Origin of the sequence: Algoriphagus litoralis, from assembly GCF_003259255.1 — a bacterium.
Taxonomy (GTDB): Bacteria; Bacteroidota; Bacteroidia; order Cytophagales; family Cyclobacteriaceae; genus Algoriphagus; species Algoriphagus litoralis.
Genome location: NZ_QGOL01000003.1, coordinates 200,423 through 225,763, shown reverse-complemented (window position 1 = coordinate 225,763; position 25,341 = coordinate 200,423). Strand labels below are relative to the sequence as shown.

Genomic DNA, 25,341 nt, shown 5'->3' with positions numbered 1-25,341 from the left:
TCGATTAAAACACGGCTGGTCCGCTGTCACCATTAAATAGTTTGTCGATATCATCCTCATTTGCTTTGCTGGGAAGCTTCACTGTCTGACCAGAATCAAATGCATCTGTTCCAGAGGCAATTGAGGTAAATCGCTGATAATTTACAGCTTCAATGGCTTGATTAGCAGGATAATTGATCCCTGAATCCAAGTCGGTAAACTTGGTGTATTTCCCGATAAATCGAAGCTTGACGTTCTCCAGCGATCCATTTCTGTGCTTGGCGATAATTACCTCACCGACTCCAGCTGTTGAGGCTCCGCCTTCGTCCTCAGTGATCCCATAGTATTCCGGTCGATAGAGGAACATAACCATATCTGCATCTTGCTCGATCGCTCCGGATTCCCTGAGATCCGAAAGTTGCGGTCGCTTGTCTCCACCACGGGTCTCTACCGCTCTGGACAGTTGAGACAGTGCGATAACTGGAATACTGAGCTCTTTCGCAATTTTTTTAAGTGCACGGGAGATACTTGCGATTTCCTGTTCCCTGTTTCCACCGCCCCCACCTTTGGAGTCACCGGACATGAGTTGAAGGTAATCTACGACCACCATCTGAATGTCATGCTGGGCCTTGAGCTTACGACACTTAGCCCTCAATTCAAGAATTGAAAGTGCCGGCGTATCATCTACAAAAAGTGGTGCTTTGGACAGTTTTGCAGTTTTGTGTACCAGTTGAGCCCATTCGTGATCGGCCAAAGAACCTTTTTTGATTTTCTCGGAATCCAATTCTGCTTCAGATGAAATCAAACGATTCACCAACTGAACTGAGGACATCTCTAGCGAAAAGATAGCAACAGGCCTACTATGGTCAACAGCTGCATTCCTCAACACTGAAAGTACAAAGGCCGTCTTACCCATAGCCGGACGGGCTGCGATGATGACCAAATCTGACTTTTGCCAACCTGAAGTGACCCGGTCCAAAGCCGTAAAACCGGAAGGTACTCCGGTGAGTCCGTCCTTTTGATTTTTTCGGGCTTCCAATTCGGTAATTGCTTCTCGCATGATGGATTTCATGTCGGAATAATTTTTCCGAATATTTTTCTCAGAAATCTCGAAAAGCGACTGTTCCATTTTATCCAAAAGCTCAAATACGTCGGTCGTATCCTCAAAAGCATCCTTTTGGATTTCACCGGAGATCCTGATCAATTCCCGCTTGATGGATTGCTCGGTGATGATTCGAGCGTGGAATTCAATATTGGCTGCAGAGGCTACCTTGGAAGTCAATTCTGTGACATAGAAGGCCCCACCCGCGATCTCCAAGGCACCATTTCGGCGTAGCTGAGAAGTGACTGTCAACAGATCAATGGGCTGACTTTCAGAGAACAAATCCAAAATGGCCTGAAAAATAACCTTATGCGAATCTTTGTAGAAACTTTCAACTTTTAAAATGTCAATAACATTCGTCAGGGCGTCTTTTTCAAGCATCAAAGCTCCCAATACAGCCTCTTCCAGCTCTACAGCCTGAGGCGGGACTTTGCCCAAAAAATTGGTGGGATTATCGTAAGAAGGTTTTTTACGTGTGATTCTAGGTTGGTTGGTATTCTCGGTCATAGAACAAATGTATTGGCTGGAGGGCAAGAGTTTTGAACAAGTTTTACAAAACTTATCAACATCCTCTTTTAAGCAAAAATTAAGCCTCGATTAGGTGCTTTCTTTGTAATAGACCCCATTCCGATAGCCCCGAAACATGGAACATAGCACCGCCCAACTCGAATGCCAGAGGATTTCTGACAGGGGAATCCCGATAATTTTCCATCCCAAAATCGGTTCGTCCAGCATCCCGTAAGTATCCCAGAAATGCGGAAAAAGCAGCTGGAAATTAATGTAATAGATGACCAATGTGATCCCCAGTGTAGCTACTCCAGACACTAAAGATAGGTAAATCAAATCCGGTCTTTGGATCCAAATGTAAATCGATAATGACATGAAAGTCAGGAAAGTAACATATCCTGAATGAACTTTTAATACAAGGCTAAAAACAGTAAGGCTGGCGCAACCGATCAACCAGAGAAAAAAGAAATCCCTGTTCCTCGCCTTGGTCTGTTTATCGTAATCAATTTCTTTTCGGGTAAAGGAAGAATGGATATATCCACCCACCCCGAACAGTGCAAAACCAATGATGTAATCTTCGATTCCTACAATGCCAATCCCGAAAAGTGTCGGCGGCCTCCAATAGTCCTGAAAATACCAGACTTCAGCGATGACCCCCATGATTCCACCCACTGCCCCAACTTTGATCATCCCGCTTTTCCATGGATTGTTGATGAAAACCACCAACCAAGCCAGCATATACAGCAGTGAAAGTGTCAAATAAGCAAATCTGTCGTCAAGCATGGCTGAAAAATTCAAGCTCGAAAATAGCTAAAAACATTCCGCCCAAAAAAACCAAAAAATGAAAAAGACTTGAAACAGGGCCTCCCATATTTTATAAGTAAGTTTGGGCGAAATATCCCTCATTTTAACCTATGCAAAAGTACCACTTCATCGCCATCGGTGGGGCTGTGATGCACAACCTAGCCCTCGCACTCGTCCGAAAGGGTGATCAAGTCACTGGTTCTGACGATGAAATCTACGAACCTTCACGAACCCGACTGGAAGCTGCCGGAATCCTTCCAGCAGCGTATGGTTGGTTTCCAGAGAAAATTACAGCCGATCTGGATGGGATCATTCTCGGCATGCATGCACGCATAGATAATCCCGAGTTGATCCGAGCACAGGAATTGGGCATTCCCGTTTATTCTTTTCCGGAATTCATTTACAACCAGAGTCAAAACAAGAAGCGTGTCGTGATCGCAGGATCCCATGGCAAAACTTCAATCACTTCCATGATCCTCCATGTTTTACAGGATCAAAAAGTTGATTTTGATTACTTGGTAGGAGCTCAGATTGAAGGATTTGACTTGATGGTAAAGCTCTCGGATGCTCCCGTCATCGTGATTGAAGGTGATGAGTACCTCACCTCCCCGATAGACCGAACGCCCAAATTTTTCCATTACAAGCATGATATTGCTTTGGTCAGTGGGATTGCTTGGGATCATTTTAATGTCTTCCCTGATTTTGAGGTCTACAAGGAACAGTTTCTTAAGCTTATGGAGCTGACTCCAAAGTCAGGAGAATTGATCTATTGTGAAGTGGATCCACTGGTAAAAGAATGTGCTGAAAAAGCGCATACTTTAGGCAAAAAACAACCCTATCAAGCCCATCCAGCCGAAATCAAAGAAGGAAAAACCTTTCTTCAAACCGATCTTGGCTTATTGGAAATCGGAATCTTTGGAGATCACAATCTTCAAAACCTCCAAGGAGCAATGGAAATCTGTCGCGCATTGGGCATCTCGACTTCTGCGTTTTACCGTTCGATTCCTACTTTCAAAGGAGCCGCTAAGCGTCAGGAAGTTCTAGCATCGGGCCCTTCCTCCATCCTGTTCAGGGATTTTGCTCATGCCCCATCCAAACTGAAGGCCACAGTGAATGCGGTCAAGAATCAGTATCCCGAAAGAAAACTGATTTCTGTGCAAGAACTCCATACCTATTCCTCTTTGAATAAGGATTTTCTTCCCAATTATGCGCATTCTATGGAGGAAACCGACGTGGCTATCATCTATTTAAATCCGCATGCTGTGGCCTTAAAAAAGCTGGAGCTGATGGATGAAGCGACACTTCGTGAAGGATTTAAAAGGCCGGATTTAATGCTTTTTACAGAAAGTCAGGTATTAAAAGACTACCTTTTAGGCTTAAATTACTCCAATACTAACCTGCTTTTGATGAGTTCGGGCAATTATGACAATCTTGACCTCGAGCCGCTGAAGGCAAAATTCAATTAAACAAATGAAGCTGAATCTCAGAAATTCCATCGCATTTTTTGATCTGGAGGCCACCGGAACCAACGTGGGCACCGATCGGATCGTGGAGATATCCATCGTAAAACTCCACCCCGACATGGGAAGAGAAATCTATACTAAAAAAGTCAACCCCGGAATTCCGATTCCTCTGGAAGCATCACTGATTCATGGAATTTATGACAAGGATGTCAAAAACGAACCCTCGTTCAAAGACATTGCAAAGGAAATTCATGCTTTCATCGGAAAGTCGGATTTGGGCGGATTTAATGTTTTGAAGTATGACATTCCTCTTCTTGTTGAGGAGTTTCTCAGGGCTGGAATTGACTTTGACATTGACAACCGTAACCTGCTAGATGCCCAGAAGATTTTTTTCATGATGGAAAAGCGAAATCTCACCGCAGCATATAAGTTTTACTGTGGCCAAACACTGGAAAATGCCCATAGTGCTGAGGCAGACACGCTTGCCACCTTGGACGTTTTTCAGGCCCAAGTGGAGCGCTATTTAGGGGAGGAAATGGAAGATCTGCAGGGAAACAAAGTGGGGATTTTCCAGAATGACATGAAGAAAATCCACGACATGGTTAATGAAAAAATGGTGGATTTGGCCGGTCGATTTGTCTTCAATTCCCAGGGCCAAGAGATATTCAACTTTGGCAAACACAAAGGAAAAACCATCGAACAAGCACTCAAGGAAGAGCCAGGATATTACGATTGGATGATGAAGGGAGATTTTCCACTGGACACCAAACGAAAGCTGACTCAAGTGAAACTGAGGGGGTTTGGTTTGAAGTGATCAGTGATCCCTCTCAGTAGGCAGGAGTTAAATAACAATTGAAATTTGGTGAGTAGTAAGAAGTAAGTGGTAAGCTGCAACTATTAATTACCACTTACCATTTTCTACATACGATTTACTGCAAACTGCAATAGATTACTTATTGTAATATTCTAAAGCTTTCGGCATTTTGGAGTTCAACCTTTCGATTCGACGATCCGGACCTGGGTGAGTTGAGAGGAATTCGGGCGGCGCTGCTCCACCTGCAGCAGACATTCTTTCCCAGAAAATCGGGGCTTGGCGAGGATCGTATCCAGCCATTGCCATGAAGATCAGCCCCATTTCGTCAGCTTCCAGTTCATGTTTTCTTGAGAAACTCAGCATGCCAAGTTCACTTCCCATACCTACAGACTGGAGCAAAATCTGCTGTGTCAAAGTAGGATTTTGACCCATAGCTGCAGAAACAGCAGAAAGTCCAAAATTAATAGCCAAACCATTGGACATTCTTTCCCGAGCATGAGAGGCGACTGCATGGGCGATTTCATGTCCCATGACCACGGCAATTCCCGTTTCGTCTTGAGTGATTGGTAAAATTCCCGTGTAAAAGGCCACCTTCCCTCCCGGCATACACCAGGCATTGACCTGCTCGCTTTCCAGCAGATTGAATTCCCAAGCAAATCCATCCACCAGATCCTGGTATCCTTCCGCTATTAGGTAACTTTCCACAGCTTTGGCCATTTTTTGCCCCACTTTGACCACAAGTTGACCATCTGCGGTTTTGGTCAGGTTCTTCGACGCAGTAGTCGCCTTTTTATATTCTTCATTGACCAGAGGCTGAATCTCTTCATTTGAAACTACAGCTAAAGACCTTCTACCTGTCAAGGGTACAGTGGCACATGAATACCCCAAAAGACTTATACTAAAAATCACGATTAACTTTCTCATTGTTATTTTTTTTCTTTATGACCTATTTTCAAAAACAATACCAAGGTAAGGTGACCAAATTTAATTTAGTAATTTGGATCAAAATCAGATTTATGGAATCTCAACTTAAACTAAGAAAACTTACTGAGGCAGCCCTTGACTATCAGCGGAAAATGACTCATCCGATCATTTTTTGGTTTGCCATGCTTGCTAAGCTCCCTTCCGCCGTTTTTTGGAGACTAAAGATAAAAACTTTGGACACTGAAAAATGCGAGGTCACCATTCCTTATTTCTGGAGATCTCAAAATCCATTTAAGTCTATCTATTTTGCCGCTTTGGCAGGAGCAGCTGAACTCAGTACCGGAGCGCTTTGCCAGCTTGCTTTGGCTGGCAATGGTCAATTCAGCATGCTGGTGGTGGATTTTAGGGCGGAATATTCCAAAAAAGCCAATACAAAAACCACCTTCTCCTGCCATCAGGGTTCAGAATTATTTGACTTAATCGGAGGAATGCAAATCGGAGAAACAGCTCAATTGACGATGATCTCTGAGGGTAAAAATAGCAGCGATGAAACTGTCGCTAAGTTTTATGTCACCTGGTCATTCAAGCGAAAAAATTAATCCCGAAAAGTGGCTTCTAAGCGGATAAATTCACTCAAGCTTGCAGAAACCCGAGCTTTAGGCCAATCCAAAAACTCATGCTGAATATGAAATTCATTAAATCGGATAATGATTTCATCCCAATCCTGCCTACTCAATCCATATTCTGCCATCAATTCAGCACGGATTGAATCAGAGTCAATCACCTCTAGGTATCCAGATCTACGCCTGATATGTTCCAATTGCTCGGCATACCTCCTGAGTTGCGTATTTCTTTTGGAGAAATAACTAATAGGCCCATAAATAGTCACTCCGCCTCCCCCATCTGGAGTTCCCAAGCCAGCACTTACTTTTTGATAAATGCTTTTCTCCTGCTCAGGTTCATCCTCGGAGAGATAGAGCTTTCCATCTTTGAACCTAAATCGATACGGTTCCGCATCTACTTGAAAGGTAGGAAGCAAGCGGGCACGATCCTGAATCTGTAGCAATAAAAACCGATCGGAATCAAGAATAACCCGTTGATCAAAAAAACCAGGAAATGACAGATATAAGGTATCTCCGGCCATTCCTTTTATAGAAAAATATCCCCTTGAATTGGTCAGGGTTGACACTTTCCCGTTAACAGAAATCGATACGCCTTCCAAATATTTTTTGTCAAAAGAATCGAGCACATTGCCTGAATAGGTGGACTGGGCAAATCCAGGAAGTGCCAAGAGGAAAATCAGAAACAGGAAAACAGCATCTTTCATTAGTCCTGCAAATTACCTCCTGATTTTCTATTGCGGAAAATCCGGGCGTTAAAGAACCTAAAGCGAAGACTTACTCCTGAGATTTGATTTCAAGTAGCTGGTCAGTACCCAAAAACTCCGGCGTCTCAGTCCTGTACCAGGATCGGTTGGCAGGGATTTTCAAGCCTTGAAATTCAACTTCTCCTTGCAAGTAGATGATTTCGCCTTTTTGCTTGGGTTCATCTTGGTAAAACTTATATGCGGCCATACGGTATGTGTCTGGCTCAATATAGAAGTACCAGACATCTTTTTCGTAGGGCACTCGGACGACATGGTAGCTCATCCCGTCCATTAGTTCCGTTTTGACCGAGTCTTCAATTTCAGTTCCCGGATCTAGCAATTTCATCGGCAAACCCCAGAGATAGGAATAGTAATTTCGCATCCGAAGTGCACGCTCTTTTTCAACTTCTCCATTAAAAACCTGAACTGAGTCATTCCAAACGATGTAGTGAAGTCCCTCGATTTTATAGACTAATTTACTTTGGCTATTGTCAAGTGAAAACTCATAAAATCGGGAATCGCGACCCGCTGGAAGACTGTCCTGTATAACAAATGTTGCCTTCAACTCCGGCCAAATCCCTTCAGGATCATGGTACTGGATGGATTTCAAAATGAAATCACGTCCTGTCACGGGAGCATTTGGTTCAGAAGTGCAGGCGTATAATCCAAGGACTACTAGGATCAGAAGAATTCTTTGCATGACTTTTTTATACCTAATCTAATTAATTTTGCCAGATGAACTTCAACCTCACCCGAATTGCCCCTACTCCGAGTGGTTTTTTACATCTGGGAAATGCTTTTTCTTTTTTGAAAACCAAAGCCCTTGCTGAAAAACACGGAGCTAAAGTATTGCTTCGAATAGATGATCTAGATCGGGAAAGATTCCGGGAGGAATATGTGGAAGACATTTTTGCAACGCTGGACTTTTTAGAAATTAAAATTGACCTCGGGCCAAAAAATCTGCAGGAGTTTGAAAATGAATGGTCTCAGCTCCATAGAATGGAGATGTACCAAGATGGACTGAACCAGCTTATTGAAGAAGGAAAACTATTTGCCTGTGACTGTTCTAGGAAAAAAATCCAGCAACTTGATCCATCTGGGTATTATTTAGGCCAATGTTTGGAAAGAAAACTAGACCTTACTAAGGCTGAGGTAGCCTGGAGGATGGATACCTCAGAGTCTGATTTCCTTCCTTTTTTCGACTATCCAGATGTGATGAAATCAGGTTTGATCCAGCAGGATTCGATGTTTTATGTAGTCCGAAAAAAAGATGGCATGCCAGCCTATCAGTTAACTTCACTCATGGATGATCTTCATTTTGGAGTGGACCTGATCGTCAGAGGCAATGATTTATTTCCTTCTACCTTAGCGCAGCTTGATCTGGCTCGAAATCTGAAAAAAGATAAATTCAAGCAAATCACATTTCATCATCATCAATTGATCAAAAGCCCAAAACAGGAAAAACTGTCCAAATCAGCGGGTGCAACTTCCATTCAAGCTTTAAGAAAAGACGGGAAAAAGCTGCCTGATATATTTGAAATGATAGGAAAATGGCTGGGTCAGGAAAAGCCGATTACATCCATCGAAGACTTCAAAATGGCCCAAAAAATTTAGGCCCGAGCAAAAGCCCGGGCCTAGGTCTACTTTTTAAACTATGATTTTCAATATTTTGCTGGCTGTCCTGGCTTTACTGAAGATTTCTGGATAAACTGTCGAATATCCTCATTTGATGTGGCCAAATCCTCAGCACGCAGATACATCATGTGGCCAGACCTATATCCTTTGAATTCAATTCTATCTTTCATTTTGCCATTTGGATCAATGTGCCAAGTGCTGTATTTCGCATTGAAATAATCAGTACCTCCATCGAAGTATCCTGACTGAACCATCAGATGCAGATAGGGATTTTGACGCATGGCTGTACCCAAGTCATAGCCGGTGGTTTCATTACTTCTATCCCAAGGATTGACCGGCCCGAAAAGGTTGTACGTCAGGTCCGTATTGTATTTGAGGACATTTTTTGCGTAGATGTTGAATGCCGGAGCGAAAGCATGGTTCCAGCTAGTCAATGCTGGATCAAAATCGTATCGCTCTCCGCCTTCCATCCGATCAAAACCTTTGTATCTACTGTCCAACCGTCCAATGGTCATTCCGTCTCGTTCACGAAGTAATTCTTTCCAGAAAAAACTCGTCGGTACCATCAGGTTATGATCCAATATGGACTGTTTGCTCAATCCTGAATAGTAGGCCATCTTAGTCGCTATGGCGTCTCGCTCTGATTCGCTGAGCAATCCTCCTTTTGACATCGCAGGCAGCACTTCATTCAGCGCAAATGGCTCCACTATCGCTAGCAATTCATCCAAATCCTTGCTTTGAAGATCAGCTGGAAGGGCTTTGTGATACCATGCTGTGGCCGCATAGTAGGGCCAGTAGTTAGCCATTTTCACTGGACCTCCCCGCTCGATTCCCATGTCAGTAGGAGACACTAAAATCACTCCATTGAAATACATCCAGTGGGAATTTTGAAGCTGGGAAACCAGGCCTGCTACTCGGGTGGTGCCATAGCTTTCTCCGATCAGGTATTTTGGCGAAGCCCAGCGATTGGCACGAGTCACAAAGGTGTTCACCCAATCAGCCAGGTATTTGATGTCGGAGTTGATTCCAAAAAAGGTAGATCTTGGCGTGTCTTCTTTTACAATACGGGAATAGCCCGTGTTCACTGGATCGACGTAAACGATATCTGCGACATCGAGAATAGAATGCGGATTGGCTTTGGTGCCATAAGGCTGCACCGGGTAGCCTTCGTCGTCAATATTCAAAATCACTGGGCCGGTATAGGCCAAGTGCATCCAAATGGAAGCCGAGCCTGGTCCCCCGTTGAAACTGATCACCAAAGGTCTGGAAGTTTTGTCCGAGATGTCGGTTCGTTCATAAAACGTATAGAAAAGTGACGCAATTGGTTCGCCCTTTTCATCCCAAACCGGCTGGGTTCCTGCGGTTGCCTTGTAGGGAACACGTTTGCCTTTGATGGTCACCTCGGCGGTTGTTTCCACTTTGGATTCGACCTCTATTTTTCTGACTGATTGACCAAAAGTCACGGATAAGCAGAGGAAAAACACAAGGGTAAAGTATAATTTTCTCATAGGTAGAAGATGGTTTTAAAAGGAAATAACAAATTTTGAGAGTTGGCCGAGCCAACAATTACAGGAATGGAAATAGAGTTGGATTTACTTTGATGTACTGTATCCGACCAACTTGGCAATAACTACAGCTGGATATAAAATCCCTGTGGTGGAAAGAAAGACAGCCAGCATTTTGGACATGATATTGATAGGCGTATAATCACCAAATCCCACTGTGGTCAAACTCACCAGACTGAAATAAATGTAGGTAGAAAAGTCCTCATCCAGCCCGGAGAGTTCTTTGGCCTCCACAATCTCTGAGATCCCAATGATGGAACTTCCCAACAACAAATGGATAACTTCAAAACCAAAGGCTCCGAGTATTGCCATCAGCAAATAGACATTGATCGCTCCGATGACCCGGTAGAGATTAACTTCTTGATTTCTAAACAATAGACGAAGATTGACAAAGATGAAAACAGACATATTGGCAAGTCCAAAAATCCGCTCCAAGAGGTAAAACTCCACGGGCAATTCACTAAATCGAAGGACTCTAAGTGCCAGCTGACAAAGAAATAAGAACAATGTGAGGATGATGATCACTTTTTTATCAGAAGACCATATGCCCGTGAAAAACAGAAAAAGAAACACTGAATTCACATAAAACATATTGATATGACCGTACTCTATCAAAATCGGAAGGATAAATACGGTAAATACCAAGGCCACCAATAGCACCACAAAACTGAAATCATTCAGCCAATACTCGTTAAAGTTTTTTATGGCTTTGCTGAACCCGATTCTCCTCAAAATTCGGTTTTCCATCAGGAATTCAAATAAATAGACCCAGTCAGTACTGCTATCGCCTGACCTTTGATCATCACCCGATCGTCATGTTTTTCCAGAAATAGCTCTCCTCCACGCTTACTGGCCTGAAAGGCTTTCAGTTGGGTTTTTCCGGTCTTTTGATTCCAATAATCCATCAATGCGCAGTGCGCAAATCCTGTCACAGGATCCTCCGGAACACCGACATTTGGACCAAAAAATCGACTCACGATATCGTAGGCTCCATGTCCAGACGCGGTGATGATAAAACCCTCTTCACTGTTTTTGGCTATTTCACCAAAATCGGGAATAAGTTGCCGTACTGCATTTTCATCTTCCAACTCAAAAATCCAATTCTTTCTCAATTGAGCTGCCTGAACGATGGAGTGTCCGAAGATTTCTTTGCTAAACGTAGGATGGACATCAGTATAGGTGGGAATCAGTGGGAAATCCATAATGAGCCAATCCCCCTCACTTTTCACTCGCAATTCACCGCTTTTGGTTGCAAAATGCATTGTCTCTCCAGCTTGTGCCCATCCTGACTGAAGCATCCAAAAAGATGATGCCAAAGTCGCATGGCCACAGAGATCTATCTCCAAGGTAGGTGTAAACCAGCGAAGTGAATAGAACCCGTGCTGCTCAGTTTTCAGGATAAAGGCCGTTTCGCTTAGATTCATTTCCATGGCGATGGATTGCATCTGCTCTGCTGAAATGGGATGATCAAGCAAGCAAACTCCTGCGGGATTCCCCCCAAAAGTCCTATCTGTAAATGCATCAATGACTGCTATTGGGATTTTCATCGCTTAATATCTTTCGTTGAGTATGTTGAAGTGATGGATAAAATGACCTGAAATAATCCAAAGCAAAGCTCTAGGGGTAATCGGTCGTCCATTGGCATTTCCAGAAAAATCCAGTACCGCTTCGTTCAACGTTTGGATAAAAGTCAATAGGGCGTTACGCTGCGCTTCAAAATCCTGAAGAAGCAAATCAGTAGAGATCTCGTTAAATTTCCCGGCAACGACATACGGATCCTGATCAAATCCCGGAAGTGCCTTTTCCTCTCCGCGAGCAAAACACAAAGCACGAAAAGTCATAATTCGCTCCGTATCAATGATATGACCCAAAACTTCCCTTGGCGTCCATTTACCCGCCTCATACGCGGTCGTATCCCATCCCGGAGCTTTTGCTGAAAATAGACTTTTCACCTCAGTAATTTGATTTCTGATTTGATCAGCAAAGTTTTCATCGGGAATTTTTGAAATGTAGGTTTCATAGAAGACGGGATAGTCCCCTTTTTGGGGTAAAGCAAATTTGTTCATGTAAAATTTGATTGAGATAAATTCCTAAGGGATAAATTTAGGGCTAAGCTTATAACCAAACTTACGATGTATAAAATTTTATTTACCCTTTTCTTTGGCCTACTCTTATCCCATGCATCAGCCCAAAGTGCAATCATCCGAAATCCTCAAATTGAAAAACTAGTACAGGAGGTATCGGCTGATTCACTGAAAAAATACATTTATGACCTGACGAGTTTTCATACCCGTCATACTTTGAGTCAGGATGAAAAAAATGGGATGCCAGCAGCCCAGCGGTATGTTCTTTCCAAATTCAATGCTTTTGCAAAAAATTCAGAGGGCCGCATGACTGCTGAAATCGAGCAGTTTACTATTCCATCAGATGGAAGGCGGATTACGCAAGACTCTCCAGGAGCCAATGTGATCGCCACCCTCAAAGGCACCAATCCTGAAGATGACCGGATTTTTATCATTTCTGGACATCTGGATTCTAGGAATAAGGACGTGATGGATGCTGAAGGCGGAGCTCCCGGTGCAAACGATGACGGAAGTGGTGTCGCAGCAGTGATTGAATTAGCTCGAGTAATGGCAAAAATGGAGTTTTCAGCCACAGTCCTTTTTGTCGCTTTCACAGGTGAAGAGCAGGGACTAAAAGGAGCGACCTATCTTGCAGACAAGGCGAAAGCAGCAGGATGGAATATCGCAGGTGTCCTCAACAATGATATCATCGGCAACAGCAACTCGTCCGACACGCATATCAGCGACAACACTAAAGTTCGTGTCTTTTCTGAGACCATTCCGCTTTCTGAAGATGAGCGACAGGCCGCAGTTCGTCGGTATACCAATGCCGACAACGACAGCAAGTCACGTCAACTTGCACGCTACATCAAGGAAGTCGGCGAGCGCTATGTGGATCAGATGGAGGTCAAATTGATTTATCGAAGCGATCGTTTCCTACGAGGCGGTGATCAGACACCGTTTTTGAGAAATGGCTTCACAGCCATCCGGATGTCAGAAATGAACGAAAACTTCTACCATCAGCATGAAAATGTCCGGGTGGAAAACGGCATCCAATACGGCGATCTTCCTGAATTTATGGACTTTGAATACCTGCGAAAAGTCTCCGCCGTAAACTTGGCGGCTGCGGCTTCTTTGGCAAATTCTGCAGGAATGCCTGAGGAAGTCCAAATCGATGTCAGAGGACTGAGCAACAAATCCATTTTACTCTGGAAAGCTCCCAAAATCGGCAAACCCAAGGGATATTACGTGTTAATGCGGGAGACCTCATCGCCAGTCTGGGAAAAGAAGTTTTTCACCACCGAGACAACGTTGACTTTGCCATATTCTAAAGACAACTATTTCTTTGCCGTACAGTCCGTCACTGACACCGGAGAGGAAAGCCTGGCGGTATTTCCATCTCCGCTTTCAAGATGATAGCTAAATTAAACCAATTCTAAATTTTCAGATCTCCTCTTTTTCAAGGAACTTATAAAAACTGAATTAGTTAAGTTTATACAGGTAACAACTCAACATATGAAACAGAAAGAAATAGTCACGCTGCAGCGATCTCTGCTACACGACACCGAGGCCCTACTCAATAAGCAAGTAGAAATGGAGGGAAAATCCTCAGCATACTACCTATCCATGGCTTCTTGGTGTCACATGATGGGCTACGCTAATGCTGCCCAATACCTCTATACCCATGCGGATGAGGAGCGAATGCACATGATGAAAATCTTCCAGTACATCAATGAGGCCGGAGGACATGCCATTCAACCTGAAATCACGGGTATCCGTCACAATTTCAATTCCTTACGGGAGGTATTTGAATTGATTCTTGAACATGAAATCAAGGTTACCAAATCCATCAACAACATTGTAGACCATGCCTTTTCAGTAAAGGATTTCGCTACATTCAGTTTTATGCAATGGTATGTAACCGAGCAACGAGAAGAAGAAACCATGTCAAGACGTGCACTTGAACTCTTTGAAATCATTGGTGAGGAGGGAATTGGACTCTGGACAATTGATCAAGAGCTGGGTAAGCTTCATGCAGCAGCAGAAGGTGGAGCATAGAAAATTAATTCAAACACGAAAAGCGGCCAATGCCGCTTTTTTTTTGCCTTGGTTGTTCATAAAACCTTTCATATCTGCTCTGTTTCACTGAAAAAACCATTGTTCATTGATTAAATCTCCGTCATTCATTACTTTGGATATACCCTTATCAATTGACCAAACTCTTCTCGGCAAAATGACCTTATCCTCGTCGATTCAAGCACTGTTTTTCAACAGTCTAAAATCCACCATACCGTCCTATTCTTCTCTGGTGGATGAAGTAGCGGAAACGCTAAATGTCAGTTTGGATAGTGCCTACAGGAGGATTCGCGGAGAAAAACTCCTTGATTTTGAGGAGTTACGAATCTTGTGTCAGCGATTTAATGTCTCCTTGGACAAGTTTTTCAGTCTGAATTCAAACTCGATTCTTTTTCAGGGCAAAACCAACTCCTATCACGAGGACAGTTTTATGGAGTGGATGGAAGATGTCCTGGCACAGTTGAATCTCGTCAATAGTTTCAGTCACAAGCATGTGTATTTTTTGGTCAAGGATATGCCCCCATTTCATCACTATTACCATCCTGCATTGGCTGGATTTAAGTTTTTCTTTTGGATGAAATCCATTCTTTTATTCGAAAATCTCCAGTCAGTCAAATTTTCAATCGCCGACAACCACTTTGAAAAATACAGGGAAATCACCCAGAAAACTCTTAAGGTCTACAACAGGGTACCTACCTCCGAAATCTGGAATGAGGAAAGCTTGACTACGACTCTTCGGCAAATTGAAGTCTATCACGAGATGGGACTGATCAAAAACACTGAAGATACGGTCGCCCTGTACCACTGTGTCTTCGAAGTCATCGATCATCTCGAGAAAATGGCCGAAACAGGCAAAAAGTCAATTTTGGGCCAACCTCCCTCTCCCGACAGTGTAGAATACAAGATGTACCTGAATGAAATCGTGTTGGGTGACAATACCTTCATGGCAGAATTGGGTGACACCAAAATCACCTATCTCAACCACAGCGTCATGTATTTCATCGGATCTACCGATCAAAAATTTAATGAGTCGATGTTCAGAAATCTGGAAAACCTCATGAAAAGGTCTACTTTGATCAGTGAAACCGGAGAAAAAGAGCGAAAACAGTTCTTTAATAAATTGAGGAAAAAAGTAGAGTTGAAGCTTTCTAAAATTGACCTCAATATCAATATCGGCAGTTAAGTTTTAGGAAAAGTACTATTTGAATTATCTTGGCAAAATGAAAAACCCACTGATTCAGTTTCTCCTTATCGTTTCATTTTTTATCTCTTCATGCGATTCATCTAAAGAATCCAAAAAAGAAAATCAGGAAGATTCCGCGCAGATTACATTTTCGAATCCTGAACCACCCATTAAAGAACCAGGAATGATCTGGATACCAGGAGGGAAATTCACTATGGGCACCAATGAAGCAGATGCCTATCAAGCCGAAAAACCCGCTGTAGAGGTAGAAGTTAAAGGATATTGGATCGATACCCATGAAGTGACCAACGGAGAGTTTGCAGCTTTCGTCGAGTCGACAGGTTACGTCACTGTGGCCGAACGAAAACCTGATTGGGAGGAACTCAAAAAACAACTACCTCCAGATACGCCAAAACCAGATGATTCAATCTTAGTCCCCGGATCGATGGTCTTTTCCCCTTTACCCTATCCTGTACCGACCGACGACATTTCCCTTTGGTGGAAATGGGTTGATGGAGCCAACTGGAAGCATCCAGAGGGACCGGGAAGCTCCATTGAAGGAAAAGAAAACCATCCGGTGGTACATATCGCTTTCGAAGATGCGGAATCCTATGCCAAATGGGTTGGAAAAAGACTTCCGACTGAGTTTGAGTGGGAGTTTGCTGCACGTGGTGGCATGAATGGAAAACGATTCGCTTGGGGAGATGAGCTCACGCCAAACGGACAATATCTGGCTAATACTTTTCAAGGGGTATTCCCACACCAAAATGAAGGTACGGACGGTTACTTAGGCACTGCACCAGTGGGCACTTTCGCCCCAAATTCTTTTGGTCTCTATGATATGATCGGAAATGTCTGGGAACTGACTGCAGACTGGTATGATGCATTGAAGTATGCCAGGCTAGCAGGACAAGCTCCAAAACTCGACGCGGGAATGAATCCTTGCTACAATCCTGACAATCCCTACGCAATGGAGCGAGTCATGAAAGGCGGCTCTTATCTCTGCGCTGCCAATTATTGTGTCAACTATCGTCCATCTGCCCGCCAGGGAACAGCCTATGACTCCGGAACTTCGAATGTGGGATTTAGGCTAGTAAAAGACCCGACTGAGAAATCGATATCGCTTAATCAATAAGTTTTTTCTCAAATTCGCTGTGCACTCCTGACCACATTTAATCAAGACTATGAAAAGAGGTGCTATCATTCTCCTACTGTTTTTTATAGTGGTGCGGGTGAATTATGCCCAGCTTACTCCGGGCTTTTCTCCAAGTGAGTACAGGGATTTTTTGGGAATCACAGCAGGAAGTGTACAGGATACAGCATTCATTAAAGGAATTCCCCAGAATGCTAGGCTGAAGCGCGTCTATGAGTCTCCCTTGGTCGGCCTTGAAAACAAGTGGTACCTGTGGATAGATCAGACTCAAAAAATAGCTTGGCTGACCATCCGTGGAACTGCTAACAATCCCACCTCATGGCTAGCTAATTTCTATTCAGCATTGATTCCTGCTCAGGGAAAAATGAAAATCAAAGAAGAATACATGTTCGAATATCAATTCAGCGATGATCCCAAAGCGGCAGTTCATGTAGGCTGGACGCTGTCTACAGGAGCTCTTGCGGAAACTATGGTCCCCAAAATTGACTCCCTGTATGCAGCCGGGTATCGGGATTTCGTAGTCTCAGGACACAGTCAGGGAGGCGCAATTTCCTACCTGATGACTGCGCATTTATACCATTTAAATGATTCCGGCAGATGGGGTGAGCCGATTCGGATCAAAACCTATGCAAGTGCCGCACCCAAACCTGGCAATCTCTATTTTAGCTACCATTACGAATTTGTCACCCGGGGTGGCTGGGCTTTCAATGTTGTTAACGCTGCCGATTGGGTTCCAGAAACTCCATTTTCAGTGCAGACAGTTAATGATTTCAATGTGACCAATCCCTTTTCTGACGCAAAGGGTTTCATCAAAAAACAGAAGTTTCCCAAAAATCTGATCTTCAAAAAAGCCTACAATAACCTCGACCACCCGACCCAAAAAGCCAAAAAAAAGTTCCAAAAATACTTGGGCTATTATGCAGGTAAAGAGGTCGTTAAAACATTACCTGCCTACCAAAGTCCTGACTTTTTTGACAGCAACCATTTCACCAGAGCAGGCGCCTTCGTTATACTATATCCGGACGCAGAGTACTACCGGATTTATCCCGACGAGAAAGAAAAAGTATTCAAGCACCATGCGCTTCAGCCCTATCTTTATCTCCTAAACAAACACTATCCTGAATAAGATTTTCACAAGAAAAATATGGAAATCAGCGGTTTAGTAGCCTTTAATCATTCTGGCGATGTATTTTCCCACAATATCAAATTCAAGATTAACCAAATCGCCTACCTGAAGCTGGTGAAAATTGGTATGTTCGTAGGTATAAGGAATAATTGCCACAGAGAATCGTCCCGGTGCGGAATTGAAACAGGTCAGGCTTGTGCCATTGATAGTAATTGAACCCTTTTCGACAGTCACATTTCCTGTGGCTTGATCAAATTCAAAATCGAAAACCCAAGATCCATTTTGATCCGAAATTGACTTGACTACACCCACTTGATCTACATGGCCCTGTACGATATGTCCGTCAAACCTTCCATTTGCAGGCATACATCGCTCTAGGTTCACCTTCTTCCCTTCTTTCCAGCCTGAAAGGTTAGTCTTCTCAATCGTCTCAGCTATGGCAGTGACTCGATAGCTCTCCGGTATGACTTGAACCACAGTCAAGCATACACCATCATGAGCAAGGGATTGATCTACTTTGAGCTCAGAGGCAATATTCGAACTCAGATCAAAATGTACATTGCTGCCCTCTTGGGTTATTTTTTCGATCGTACCGAACGACTCAATTATTCCTGTAAACATGACGTAAAATTAAACTTCAATGGATCAAAGGAATAAGCAAAAAATGCCAATTCCGGTTCAAAGTAAGGCAAATATTCATTTAACTTCGACCACCAAACCTTCCCAACATGCTAAAACTTGAAGATACCTACCTGCACAAAGGAAAGCGCCGCGCCTTAGTCGCTGAGCTCCGGGCAAAAGGTATCAAAAGCGAACGGGTACTTGAAGCCATCAATAACCTGCCCCGTCATTTTTTCTTTGATTCTGCACTCATTTCCCATGCCTACGAGGACAAAGCGTTTCCGATTGGCGAGGGTCAGACTATTTCACAACCCTACACGGTTGCATTTCAGACTGAGCTTTTGGATATCAAATCTGGTGAAAAAGTACTCGAAATCGGAACAGGATCTGGATACCAAGGAACGATTTTACACCTTTTGGGAGCGGAGGTATTCACGATTGAGTATCAAAAAAAGCTCTTTGAAAACACCCAACGTTTTTTGAAGCGACTCGGAGTAGAATTGCATTTATTCTACGGCGACGGTACAGGCGGGCTACCCCAGCATGCACCCTATGACAAAATCATCGTCACGGCAGGAGCGCCAGTAGTCCCAGAAGCTCTTATTCAGCAGCTCAAAATCGGAGGAATATTGGTGATTCCCGTAGGGGACCGCAAGCGCCAAGCCATGGTGAAAATCACCAAAAAGTCTGCAAAGGACATAATTCGAGAAGAATTTGATGGTTTTGCATTCGTTCCGCTTTTAGGTAAAGAGGGTTGGAAATGAAAAATTTGAAATTTTGGAAGTGAAGAAATCCGGAATAACAAAGCTTATGCTTGACTGGAATTATTTTCAGAATAAAATTCTGAAATTTTAATTCGTCTCTAATCTGACCAAATTTTATTTCTATTTTTGTTAAAATTCAATTTCATGACAAAGCAAAAGTCGGCAAAAGAATCGGTCACCATCATGACCGAAATGGTACTTCCCAACGACACCAACACCCTAAACAACCTCATGGGAGGTAGATTGATGCATTGGATGGATATCGTGGCGGCGATTGCAGCACAGAAGCATTCCAACCGAATAGTAGTCACAGCATCTGCTGATAGCATTTCGTTTAAGCAGCCGATCAATTTGGGAAATGTGGTCACACTGCGCTCTCAAGTGACCCGGGCATTCAACTCATCTATGGAGGTGTTCATTGAAGTGACAGCGGAAGATATCCCTGCCCGGAAGAAAATCATGACTCATCGTGCATTTTTCACCTTTGTAGCTGTGGACCAAAATGGCAGACCAATCGAAGTCCCTGAAATTATCGCAGAATCCGAGGAGGAAAAAGATCTATACGAAGGTGCCTTGAGAAGAAGGCAACTCAGATTGGTCTTGGCCAAACGCATGAAGCCGGAAGATGCTGTGGAATTGAAGTCCATTTTCAATCTGGATATCAAATAAATAGCAGCGAGATCTCTGCTGCCTGTTCCATTTGCCCTTCATACTTCCGTTGATTTGGTATAGTTACCTAGCAAAAATCAACAGGTAATATTCTCACTTCTCCTTTGCCATACGGCAATTTTTAGCCAATTTCCTCCCATGGAAAATGACAGTATCGAGGAACTTCAGTCACTGCTTACCGAAGAGATTTATTTAATTCCACAAGATCGGGAGGATATTTTGAGACAGTTGGCTGAGGCTGAAGTTAGCCCAACAAGACCCGTCCAAGCAGAACCAATCCTGGATCCTATAGCCGTAAGGGGGAATTTTTCCAAGGGTATCTTGGTCCTGCACGAAGAACCAACACTCAATCCAGAAGTGATGGAAATGCTGGTCAATATGATCAAAGCCGTGGGGCATTCGATGAATGAAGTGGGAATGGTCTCGTCTGCAAGATTGGAAAACCGCAGTATGGAGGAATTCCAAGCATTGAATGCACATGTCGTACTCAAATTTGGAGTCATCAAGCATCCTGTCAATGCATTGTTTGATCAGTCTTATGAAGTTCATGCTATAGATGAAACGGAATACCTTTTTGCGGATTCTCTCAGTTCGATATTCGAAGACAAAAAACTGAAAGTGAAACTTTGGAATTCACTTCAAATTCTATTTAACCTCTCGACAAACAAAAAATGAACGCAGAACAAACCACCTGGGCCAAGCGATTTAAATGGATCAGCCTGATCGAAGGGATATCATTTTTGGTGTTGCTGTTTATTGCCATGCCCCTGAAGTACATGTTTGACCAGCCATTGGCAGTGACCTATGTCGGATGGGTTCACGGAGTTTTGTTTATCCTGTATATCTACATAGTCTTCCCTACAGCCAGCAAGCTGAAGTGGGAATTTGGAAGAACATTCTTTGCATTGGTGGCCTCTGTTTTACCGTTTGGACCATTCATTTTTGATAGAAATCTGAAAAAGAGTCAGCATGTAGACCTCTGAGGTATGGCTTTGATCAGTAGAAAAAAGCAAATTTACTCCATCAGCGAAGGGCTCCGGAGCTACTTGGTCGACTATGCACGGGAAGTGGATATTCCCATTCACTACCACGAACTACTCCGCTATACAAGTTCGATCGCACTTTACGATTCCAAAGAACAGGATACGCTTTGGGAAACGGTTTTTTATGATCAGAGTGACCGGGAAGAGATACATCTAAACGTCAAAAAAATCTATGCCCTGCTCAAAGCTGGAGGCGATATGAGTGTGATGAACCACCTCTATGTGGACAGAATAGACCTCTGCATCTACGGCAATACCCAACCTTTCCGAGTTCGAATTGTCAATCGGATCAACGATAACTTTGATTATTTCTACATCAAAAATGCAGATGCTTCTAGAGTATATGGGCTCGAATTGGAGCACCTGCTTTCACCCAACCGCATCAGCTACCTTGTACATCGAAATACCCTGATTGAGGAACACATCGCTGGCATTCCTGGAGACAAGTTTATGCGGCAAATGAACGAGGACCCTAATCTGAATCCTATCCGTCTCTCCAAAGAGTTTGTCAAATTCAATGAGCGCTGTTTTGTCAGGCTTCTGGGAGACATGCATAGCTCAAACTTCGTGGTAGACGTCACTCCGGATTTTGAGGAAACACACTATCGGATACGTGCGATTGACTTTGACCAGCAGTCCTATGAGGGGAAAAAATCAATTTACCTCCCACAATACTTCAAGGAAAATAATATCCTAATTGAATTGGGGATGAAATACATCACCCCGGAATCTATGCGCCAATATCAGCGAGAGGAGCGGGCACTGATCGCTACGAGATTTAAATCCTCACACAAGGAGATGGAGGACGTCCTCCAAGCTATGGAGAAAGACCGTATCGCCCCGATTCAGAATGTGGAACAATTACGGGATGAATTAGCTAAGCATTACAAGAATCCCGATTTTTTGCATTGTAATAATATGGCAGAGATTCTGCGACTCAGCTTGGAACAGATCATGCGATAAGAAGTTGGGAGGATTTATCAAGAGATCGGATAAGTACAATTTTTCCTAAATTGAAAAAAATCACAGCTTCATACCCAGCCGCAAATCTCCCAACCCAATGAGCCAAACCTCCAAAAAATTTGAATCCTTTGAATGGCTAGATCTAGAGAAACCAAAGAAAAAAGATCTGGTCGATCTGACAGAACCCGAGCACATTCAAATCAAGCTTTTAGAGGATTCGCTACAGCATGGTCACCTACCCAAAATCGAAAAGCAGGATGGTACCACGTTTGTGATTATTCGGGCTTATTCGACTGAGCCCAGCCACAACTATGCGGAAGTTACCAAGCTGACTAATAAAATCGCCTTCGTTCTCAGTGCGGATCGATTGATTACCATCCACCAGAAACCATTCGGCTTTTTAGAAGACCTGTTCAAGGAAGAATTTGATGATCCGGAAGACTTGATGCTTAAGATTCTACAGCAAATGTTGTCTACCTATCAGGCACCTTTGGATTGGTTGAGTGACAAAATGGACGAGTATGAAAAAGAAATTTTCTTAAATAAAACCGGAAAAATCTCCATTCAGGCACTTTACTTTCAGAAAGCCAAATCCCGAATCAGTAAAAAAATCCTCCAACTGACACTGAATGTATTGAATCAGATTCAAGTGAAAGAGATCCATGATTCGGCCCTTCAGGATCTGAAAGAAACATGTGTCAATCTTATCCTTCACTTTGACGAAGTAACCGAAGATGCCACTTCCATTCTAAACACTCATCTCAACCTCACCTCTCAAAAAAGCAACGAGGTCATGAAGCTATTGACGGTTTTTTCGGCATTTTTCCTCCCGCTGACTTTCATTGTAGGAGTCTATGGAATGAATTTCGAGCACATGCCCGAGCTGCAATGGTCTAATGGCTATTATTTCACCTGGGCCATGATGATTGGCATATCAGTGATGATTTACATTTGGTTCAAGCGGAGAAAAATAATGTAATCCAATCCAATTTTTGGTCAAAAAATAAAAGCGTATTTCCCTTTGACCAAATTGAGAAATACGCTTTTACGATTTTTTATTGTACCAATTTCCTCAAATATCCCCCATAGCCACTTTTGCCTAGTTTGTCTGCAGCTTTGAGTAGTTCTCCTTTTCCAATAAATCCGTTTCGGTAGGCAATTTCCTCTATACAGCCAATTTTCAAGCCTTGCCGCTCTTCAATGACTTCTACAAACTGAGCGGCCTGCAAAAGTGACTGGTGTGTTCCAGTATCCAACCAAGCTGTACCACGATTCAAAATAGCCACCTGTAGTTTTCCCCGCTTGAGATATTCATTATTGATATCGGTGATTTCCAATTCGCCACGTGGGCTCGGCTTGATGTTTTTGGCGATTTCCACTACCTCATTGTCATAAAAATAAAGTCCCGGAACAGCATAATTCGATTTGGGCTTTGCTGGCTTTTCCTCGATGGATATTGCCTTCTGGTTTTCATCAAATTCCACTACGCCATACCGCTCTGGATCATTGACGTGATAGGCAAATACAACCCCTCCGTCTGGATTGGTGTTTTCCTGTAGCGTTCGGTGAAGTCCAGATCCGTAAAAAATATTGTCACCCAATACCAGGGCAACTTTATCTTCTCCAATAAACTTCTCACCAATGATGAACGCCTGTGCTAGACCATCAGGACTCGGCTGAATGGCATATTCAAAGCGGCATCCTACCTGAGATCCATCACCAAGCAACTTTTGGAATGAGGCAGAGTCATCTGGAGTAGTGATGATCAGCACCTCACGAATGCCCGCCATCATCAATACTGACAATGGATAATAGATCATGGGCTTGTCATAGACAGGCATGAGTTGCTTGCTGACTGCTATGGTCAAAGGGTATAGCCGTGTGCCGGATCCCCCGGCTAAGATGATTCCTTTCATATATTTTACTTTTCTCAAAAAAAGGTCAGACAAAACTAAGACTTATAAGTTAAAATTGACACTAATTTGTAGAACAGTCCCAAGGCTGTATTATTTGATAACAAATGAAAAAATTTGCCAAAATATTCACCAAAAGCCTTTGGGCACTATTTCTACCGATCCTTATTTCCTGTAGTACACGTCCCGAGGTCTCGTTCACTGCTTCGGAATCAGAGCCTTTCCGGCCTGAGTATCATTTCACACCAAAAAAGGGCTGGATGAATGATCCCAACGGAATGTTTTTTCTAGATGGGGAATACCACCTGTTTTTTCAGCATATTCCAGATTCTACCGTTTGGGGGCCAATGCATTGGGGACATGCAGTTTCTACCGATTTGGTTCACTGGGAGGAATTGCCGATCGCCATTTACCCTGACAGCTTGGGGTATATTTTTTCAGGCAGCGCAGTATTTGACCGGGAAAACACCTCAGGACTCGGAACAGAAGACATTCCTCCTATCGTGGCTATCTTCACCTACCACAATATGGCAGGAGAACAATCAGGCAAGACAGATTATCAAAGTCAAGGAATCGCTTACTCCACTGATAAAGGCCGAACCTGGACAAAATATAAAGGAAATCCTGTCTTGCCCAACCAGGGAGTGCGGGACTTCCGGGATCCAAAAGTCATGGAAATTCTAAAAGCTGATGGCAGCAAAGCTTGGAATATGACCCTCGCAGCGCAAGATAGAATCCAGTTTTTTGAATCTACAGACTTAAAAACCTGGAAATTTAGCGGAGAATTTGGACAAGGGATCGGTGCCCATGGTGGTGTCTGGGAATGTCCGGACCTTCTACCATTTACAGCTCCTAGCGGGGAGCAAAAGTGGGTCTTACTTGTAAGTATCAATCCAGGTGGCCCACAAAAAGGATCAGCTACCCAATATTTCATCGGAAACTTTGAAAACGGAACATTTACCCCAGACGACACGATGATCCGATGGCTGGACTATGGTCCGGACAATTACGCAGGTGTGACTTGGTCCAATCTTGAAGAAGATGACAATAGGACACTTTTTATAGGTTGGATGAGCAATTGGCTGTATGCGCAGGTTGTTCCTACCGACACTTGGAGATCGGCAATGACACTAGTCCGGGAGCTGAGCCTGATCGAGGTGAATGGCGTCTTGCTCCTCAAGTCCTCCCCTGCCAAAGAACTCGAGAAACTCCGTATTGATCCTATCGAGGTCAATCAGGTAAGCAATCTCCCTTCTCAGTCAGTAGAAATTCAGATGGAATTGGACGGATCGGATGCTTTTTCGCTGGTACTATCCAATGAAGTCGGAGAAAAAGTTACGATCTCAAAGGAGATGGGCTTAGTATCCATAGATCGAACCTATGCTGGAAAAAACACTTTTCACCCAGATTTTGCAGCCATGCATTCCGCACCGATGAGTTGGAAAGCTGAAACATTGAGGATCTTTCTGGATGCGAGTTCGGTGGAGCTTTTTGTAAATGATGGCGAATTGGTGATGACTTCTTTGCTCTTTCCAAGCGCTCCTTGGAAGACGGTAAAATTGACCAATGGTATCGACGAAGCCTTGGTTTTTGACTTGAAATAATTGC

General features: G+C 43.4%; 27 protein-coding genes. 16 read left to right on the top strand and 11 right to left on the bottom strand.

What is annotated here, in order from left to right:
- Window positions 1–4: 4 nt before the first annotated feature.
- Both dnaB and DK188_RS04340 read right to left on the bottom strand, forming a co-directional pair.
- The gene (gene dnaB, locus DK188_RS04345; RefSeq protein ID WP_111669579.1) at window positions 5–1,588 is read right to left on the bottom strand and encodes a replicative DNA helicase; all 1,584 of its coding nucleotides are present in this window, start codon (window positions 1,586–1,588) and stop codon (window positions 5–7) included.
- Between the two features lie 90 nt (window positions 1,589–1,678).
- Window positions 1,679–2,371 carry a lycopene cyclase domain-containing protein gene (locus DK188_RS04340; RefSeq protein WP_111669578.1) on the bottom strand — a complete coding sequence of 231 codons (693 nt, stop codon included), beginning with the start codon at window positions 2,369–2,371 and terminating at the stop codon, window positions 1,679–1,681.
- 131 nt (window positions 2,372–2,502) lie between these two features.
- Here DK188_RS04340 and DK188_RS04335 point away from each other — a divergent pair, with 131 nt between their 5' ends.
- Both DK188_RS04335 and DK188_RS04330 read left to right on the top strand, forming a co-directional pair.
- Window positions 2,503–3,858, top strand: coding sequence for a UDP-N-acetylmuramate--L-alanine ligase (locus DK188_RS04335; protein WP_111669577.1), 1,356 nt, complete (start codon window positions 2,503–2,505; stop codon window positions 3,856–3,858).
- 4 nt (window positions 3,859–3,862) lie between these two features.
- Window positions 3,863–4,669 (top strand): 3'-5' exonuclease, encoded by an 807-nt coding sequence (locus DK188_RS04330; RefSeq protein ID WP_111669576.1) that lies wholly within the window; start codon window positions 3,863–3,865, stop codon window positions 4,667–4,669.
- 135 nt (window positions 4,670–4,804) lie between these two features.
- Here DK188_RS04330 and DK188_RS04325 read toward each other — a convergent pair whose 3' ends face one another.
- The gene (locus DK188_RS04325; protein WP_111669575.1) at window positions 4,805–5,593 is read right to left on the bottom strand and encodes a M48 family metallopeptidase; all 789 of its coding nucleotides are present in this window, start codon (window positions 5,591–5,593) and stop codon (window positions 4,805–4,807) included.
- A 92-nt stretch (window positions 5,594–5,685) separates the two neighbouring features.
- Between DK188_RS04325 and DK188_RS04320 the strand changes: the two genes are divergently transcribed.
- A complete protein-coding gene (locus DK188_RS04320; protein WP_111669821.1) occupies window positions 5,686–6,192 on the top strand; it encodes a DUF4442 domain-containing protein in 507 nt (168 codons plus the stop codon).
- Here the strand turns inward: DK188_RS04320 and DK188_RS04315 are convergent.
- On the bottom strand, window positions 6,189–6,920 hold the full coding sequence (locus tag DK188_RS04315) for a peptidase associated/transthyretin-like domain-containing protein (protein WP_111669574.1): 732 nt from the start codon (window positions 6,918–6,920) through the stop codon (window positions 6,189–6,191). The two genes, DK188_RS04320 and DK188_RS04315, sit on opposite strands and share 4 nt — an antisense overlap.
- Window positions 6,921–6,990: 70 nt before the next feature.
- Window positions 6,991–7,659: a DUF6503 family protein gene (locus DK188_RS04310; protein ID WP_111669573.1), complete on the bottom strand. Its 669-nt coding sequence runs from the start codon at window positions 7,657–7,659 to the stop codon at window positions 6,991–6,993.
- A gap of 35 nt (window positions 7,660–7,694) precedes the next feature.
- Between DK188_RS04310 and DK188_RS04305 the strand changes: the two genes are divergently transcribed.
- Entirely contained in the window at window positions 7,695–8,573 is an 879-nt protein-coding gene (locus DK188_RS04305) for a glutamate--tRNA ligase family protein (protein WP_111669572.1), read from the top strand.
- Window positions 8,574–8,620: 47 nt separating this feature from the next.
- Here DK188_RS04305 and DK188_RS04300 read toward each other — a convergent pair whose 3' ends face one another.
- The 4 genes from DK188_RS04300 to DK188_RS04285 form a co-directional block, all read right to left on the bottom strand.
- Window positions 8,621–10,102, bottom strand: coding sequence for a S10 family peptidase (locus tag DK188_RS04300; protein WP_111669571.1), 1,482 nt, complete (start codon window positions 10,100–10,102; stop codon window positions 8,621–8,623).
- A gap of 84 nt (window positions 10,103–10,186) precedes the next feature.
- On the bottom strand, window positions 10,187–10,906 hold the full coding sequence (locus DK188_RS04295) for a potassium channel family protein (protein ID WP_111669570.1): 720 nt from the start codon (window positions 10,904–10,906) through the stop codon (window positions 10,187–10,189).
- The gene (locus tag DK188_RS04290; RefSeq protein ID WP_111669569.1) at window positions 10,906–11,706 is read right to left on the bottom strand and encodes a PhzF family phenazine biosynthesis protein; all 801 of its coding nucleotides are present in this window, start codon (window positions 11,704–11,706) and stop codon (window positions 10,906–10,908) included. Before DK188_RS04290 ends, DK188_RS04295 begins: the two co-directional genes overlap by 1 nt.
- A gap of 3 nt (window positions 11,707–11,709) precedes the next feature.
- Entirely contained in the window at window positions 11,710–12,225 is a 516-nt protein-coding gene (locus DK188_RS04285) for a DinB family protein (RefSeq protein ID WP_111669568.1), read from the bottom strand.
- Window positions 12,226–12,291: 66 nt separating this feature from the next.
- On the opposite strand from DK188_RS04285, the gene DK188_RS04280 reads away from it, so the two are divergent.
- The 5 genes from DK188_RS04280 (at window position 12,292) to DK188_RS04260 (ending at window position 17,760) form a co-directional block, all read left to right on the top strand.
- Window positions 12,292–13,638, top strand: a complete 1,347-nt coding sequence (locus DK188_RS04280) for a M20/M25/M40 family metallo-hydrolase (protein WP_111669567.1) — start codon at window positions 12,292–12,294, stop codon at window positions 13,636–13,638.
- A gap of 99 nt (window positions 13,639–13,737) precedes the next feature.
- Window positions 13,738–14,280, top strand: coding sequence for a ferritin (locus tag DK188_RS04275; RefSeq protein ID WP_111669566.1), 543 nt, complete (start codon window positions 13,738–13,740; stop codon window positions 14,278–14,280).
- A gap of 175 nt (window positions 14,281–14,455) precedes the next feature.
- On the top strand, window positions 14,456–15,481 hold the full coding sequence (locus tag DK188_RS04270) for a hypothetical protein (protein ID WP_111669565.1): 1,026 nt from the start codon (window positions 14,456–14,458) through the stop codon (window positions 15,479–15,481).
- A gap of 37 nt (window positions 15,482–15,518) precedes the next feature.
- On the top strand, window positions 15,519–16,616 hold the full coding sequence (locus DK188_RS04265; protein WP_111669564.1) for a formylglycine-generating enzyme family protein: 1,098 nt from the start codon (window positions 15,519–15,521) through the stop codon (window positions 16,614–16,616).
- A gap of 49 nt (window positions 16,617–16,665) precedes the next feature.
- Entirely contained in the window at window positions 16,666–17,760 is a 1,095-nt protein-coding gene (locus DK188_RS04260) for a lipase family protein (protein WP_111669563.1), read from the top strand.
- 33 nt (window positions 17,761–17,793) lie between these two features.
- Here DK188_RS04260 and DK188_RS04255 read toward each other — a convergent pair whose 3' ends face one another.
- A complete protein-coding gene (locus tag DK188_RS04255; protein WP_111669562.1) occupies window positions 17,794–18,381 on the bottom strand; it encodes a riboflavin synthase in 588 nt (195 codons plus the stop codon).
- 107 nt (window positions 18,382–18,488) lie between these two features.
- Between DK188_RS04255 and DK188_RS04250 the strand changes: the two genes are divergently transcribed.
- From DK188_RS04250 to DK188_RS04225, 6 genes are all read left to right on the top strand, one after another.
- The gene (locus DK188_RS04250) at window positions 18,489–19,145 is read left to right on the top strand and encodes a protein-L-isoaspartate(D-aspartate) O-methyltransferase (RefSeq protein WP_111669561.1); all 657 of its coding nucleotides are present in this window, start codon (window positions 18,489–18,491) and stop codon (window positions 19,143–19,145) included.
- Window positions 19,146–19,289: 144 nt separating this feature from the next.
- Window positions 19,290–19,814, top strand: coding sequence for an acyl-CoA thioesterase (locus DK188_RS04245; RefSeq protein WP_111669560.1), 525 nt, complete (start codon window positions 19,290–19,292; stop codon window positions 19,812–19,814).
- Window positions 19,815–19,952: 138 nt separating this feature from the next.
- Window positions 19,953–20,489, top strand: a complete 537-nt coding sequence (locus tag DK188_RS04240; protein WP_111669559.1) for a hypothetical protein — start codon at window positions 19,953–19,955, stop codon at window positions 20,487–20,489.
- Window positions 20,486–20,797, top strand: coding sequence for a DUF3817 domain-containing protein (locus DK188_RS04235; RefSeq protein ID WP_111669558.1), 312 nt, complete (start codon window positions 20,486–20,488; stop codon window positions 20,795–20,797). Before DK188_RS04240 ends, DK188_RS04235 begins: the two co-directional genes overlap by 4 nt.
- Window positions 20,798–20,800: 3 nt before the next feature.
- On the top strand, window positions 20,801–21,820 hold the full coding sequence (locus tag DK188_RS04230) for a hypothetical protein (protein WP_111669557.1): 1,020 nt from the start codon (window positions 20,801–20,803) through the stop codon (window positions 21,818–21,820).
- Window positions 21,821–21,917: 97 nt separating this feature from the next.
- Window positions 21,918–22,799, top strand: a complete 882-nt coding sequence (locus DK188_RS04225) for a CorA family divalent cation transporter (RefSeq protein WP_111669556.1) — start codon at window positions 21,918–21,920, stop codon at window positions 22,797–22,799.
- 76 nt (window positions 22,800–22,875) lie between these two features.
- Here DK188_RS04225 and rfbA read toward each other — a convergent pair whose 3' ends face one another.
- Window positions 22,876–23,736, bottom strand: a complete 861-nt coding sequence (gene rfbA / locus DK188_RS04220) for a glucose-1-phosphate thymidylyltransferase RfbA (protein WP_111669555.1) — start codon at window positions 23,734–23,736, stop codon at window positions 22,876–22,878.
- Between the two features lie 104 nt (window positions 23,737–23,840).
- Between rfbA and DK188_RS04215 the strand changes: the two genes are divergently transcribed.
- Entirely contained in the window at window positions 23,841–25,337 is a 1,497-nt protein-coding gene (locus tag DK188_RS04215; protein ID WP_111669554.1) for a glycoside hydrolase family 32 protein, read from the top strand.
- Window positions 25,338–25,341 lie beyond the last annotated feature (4 nt).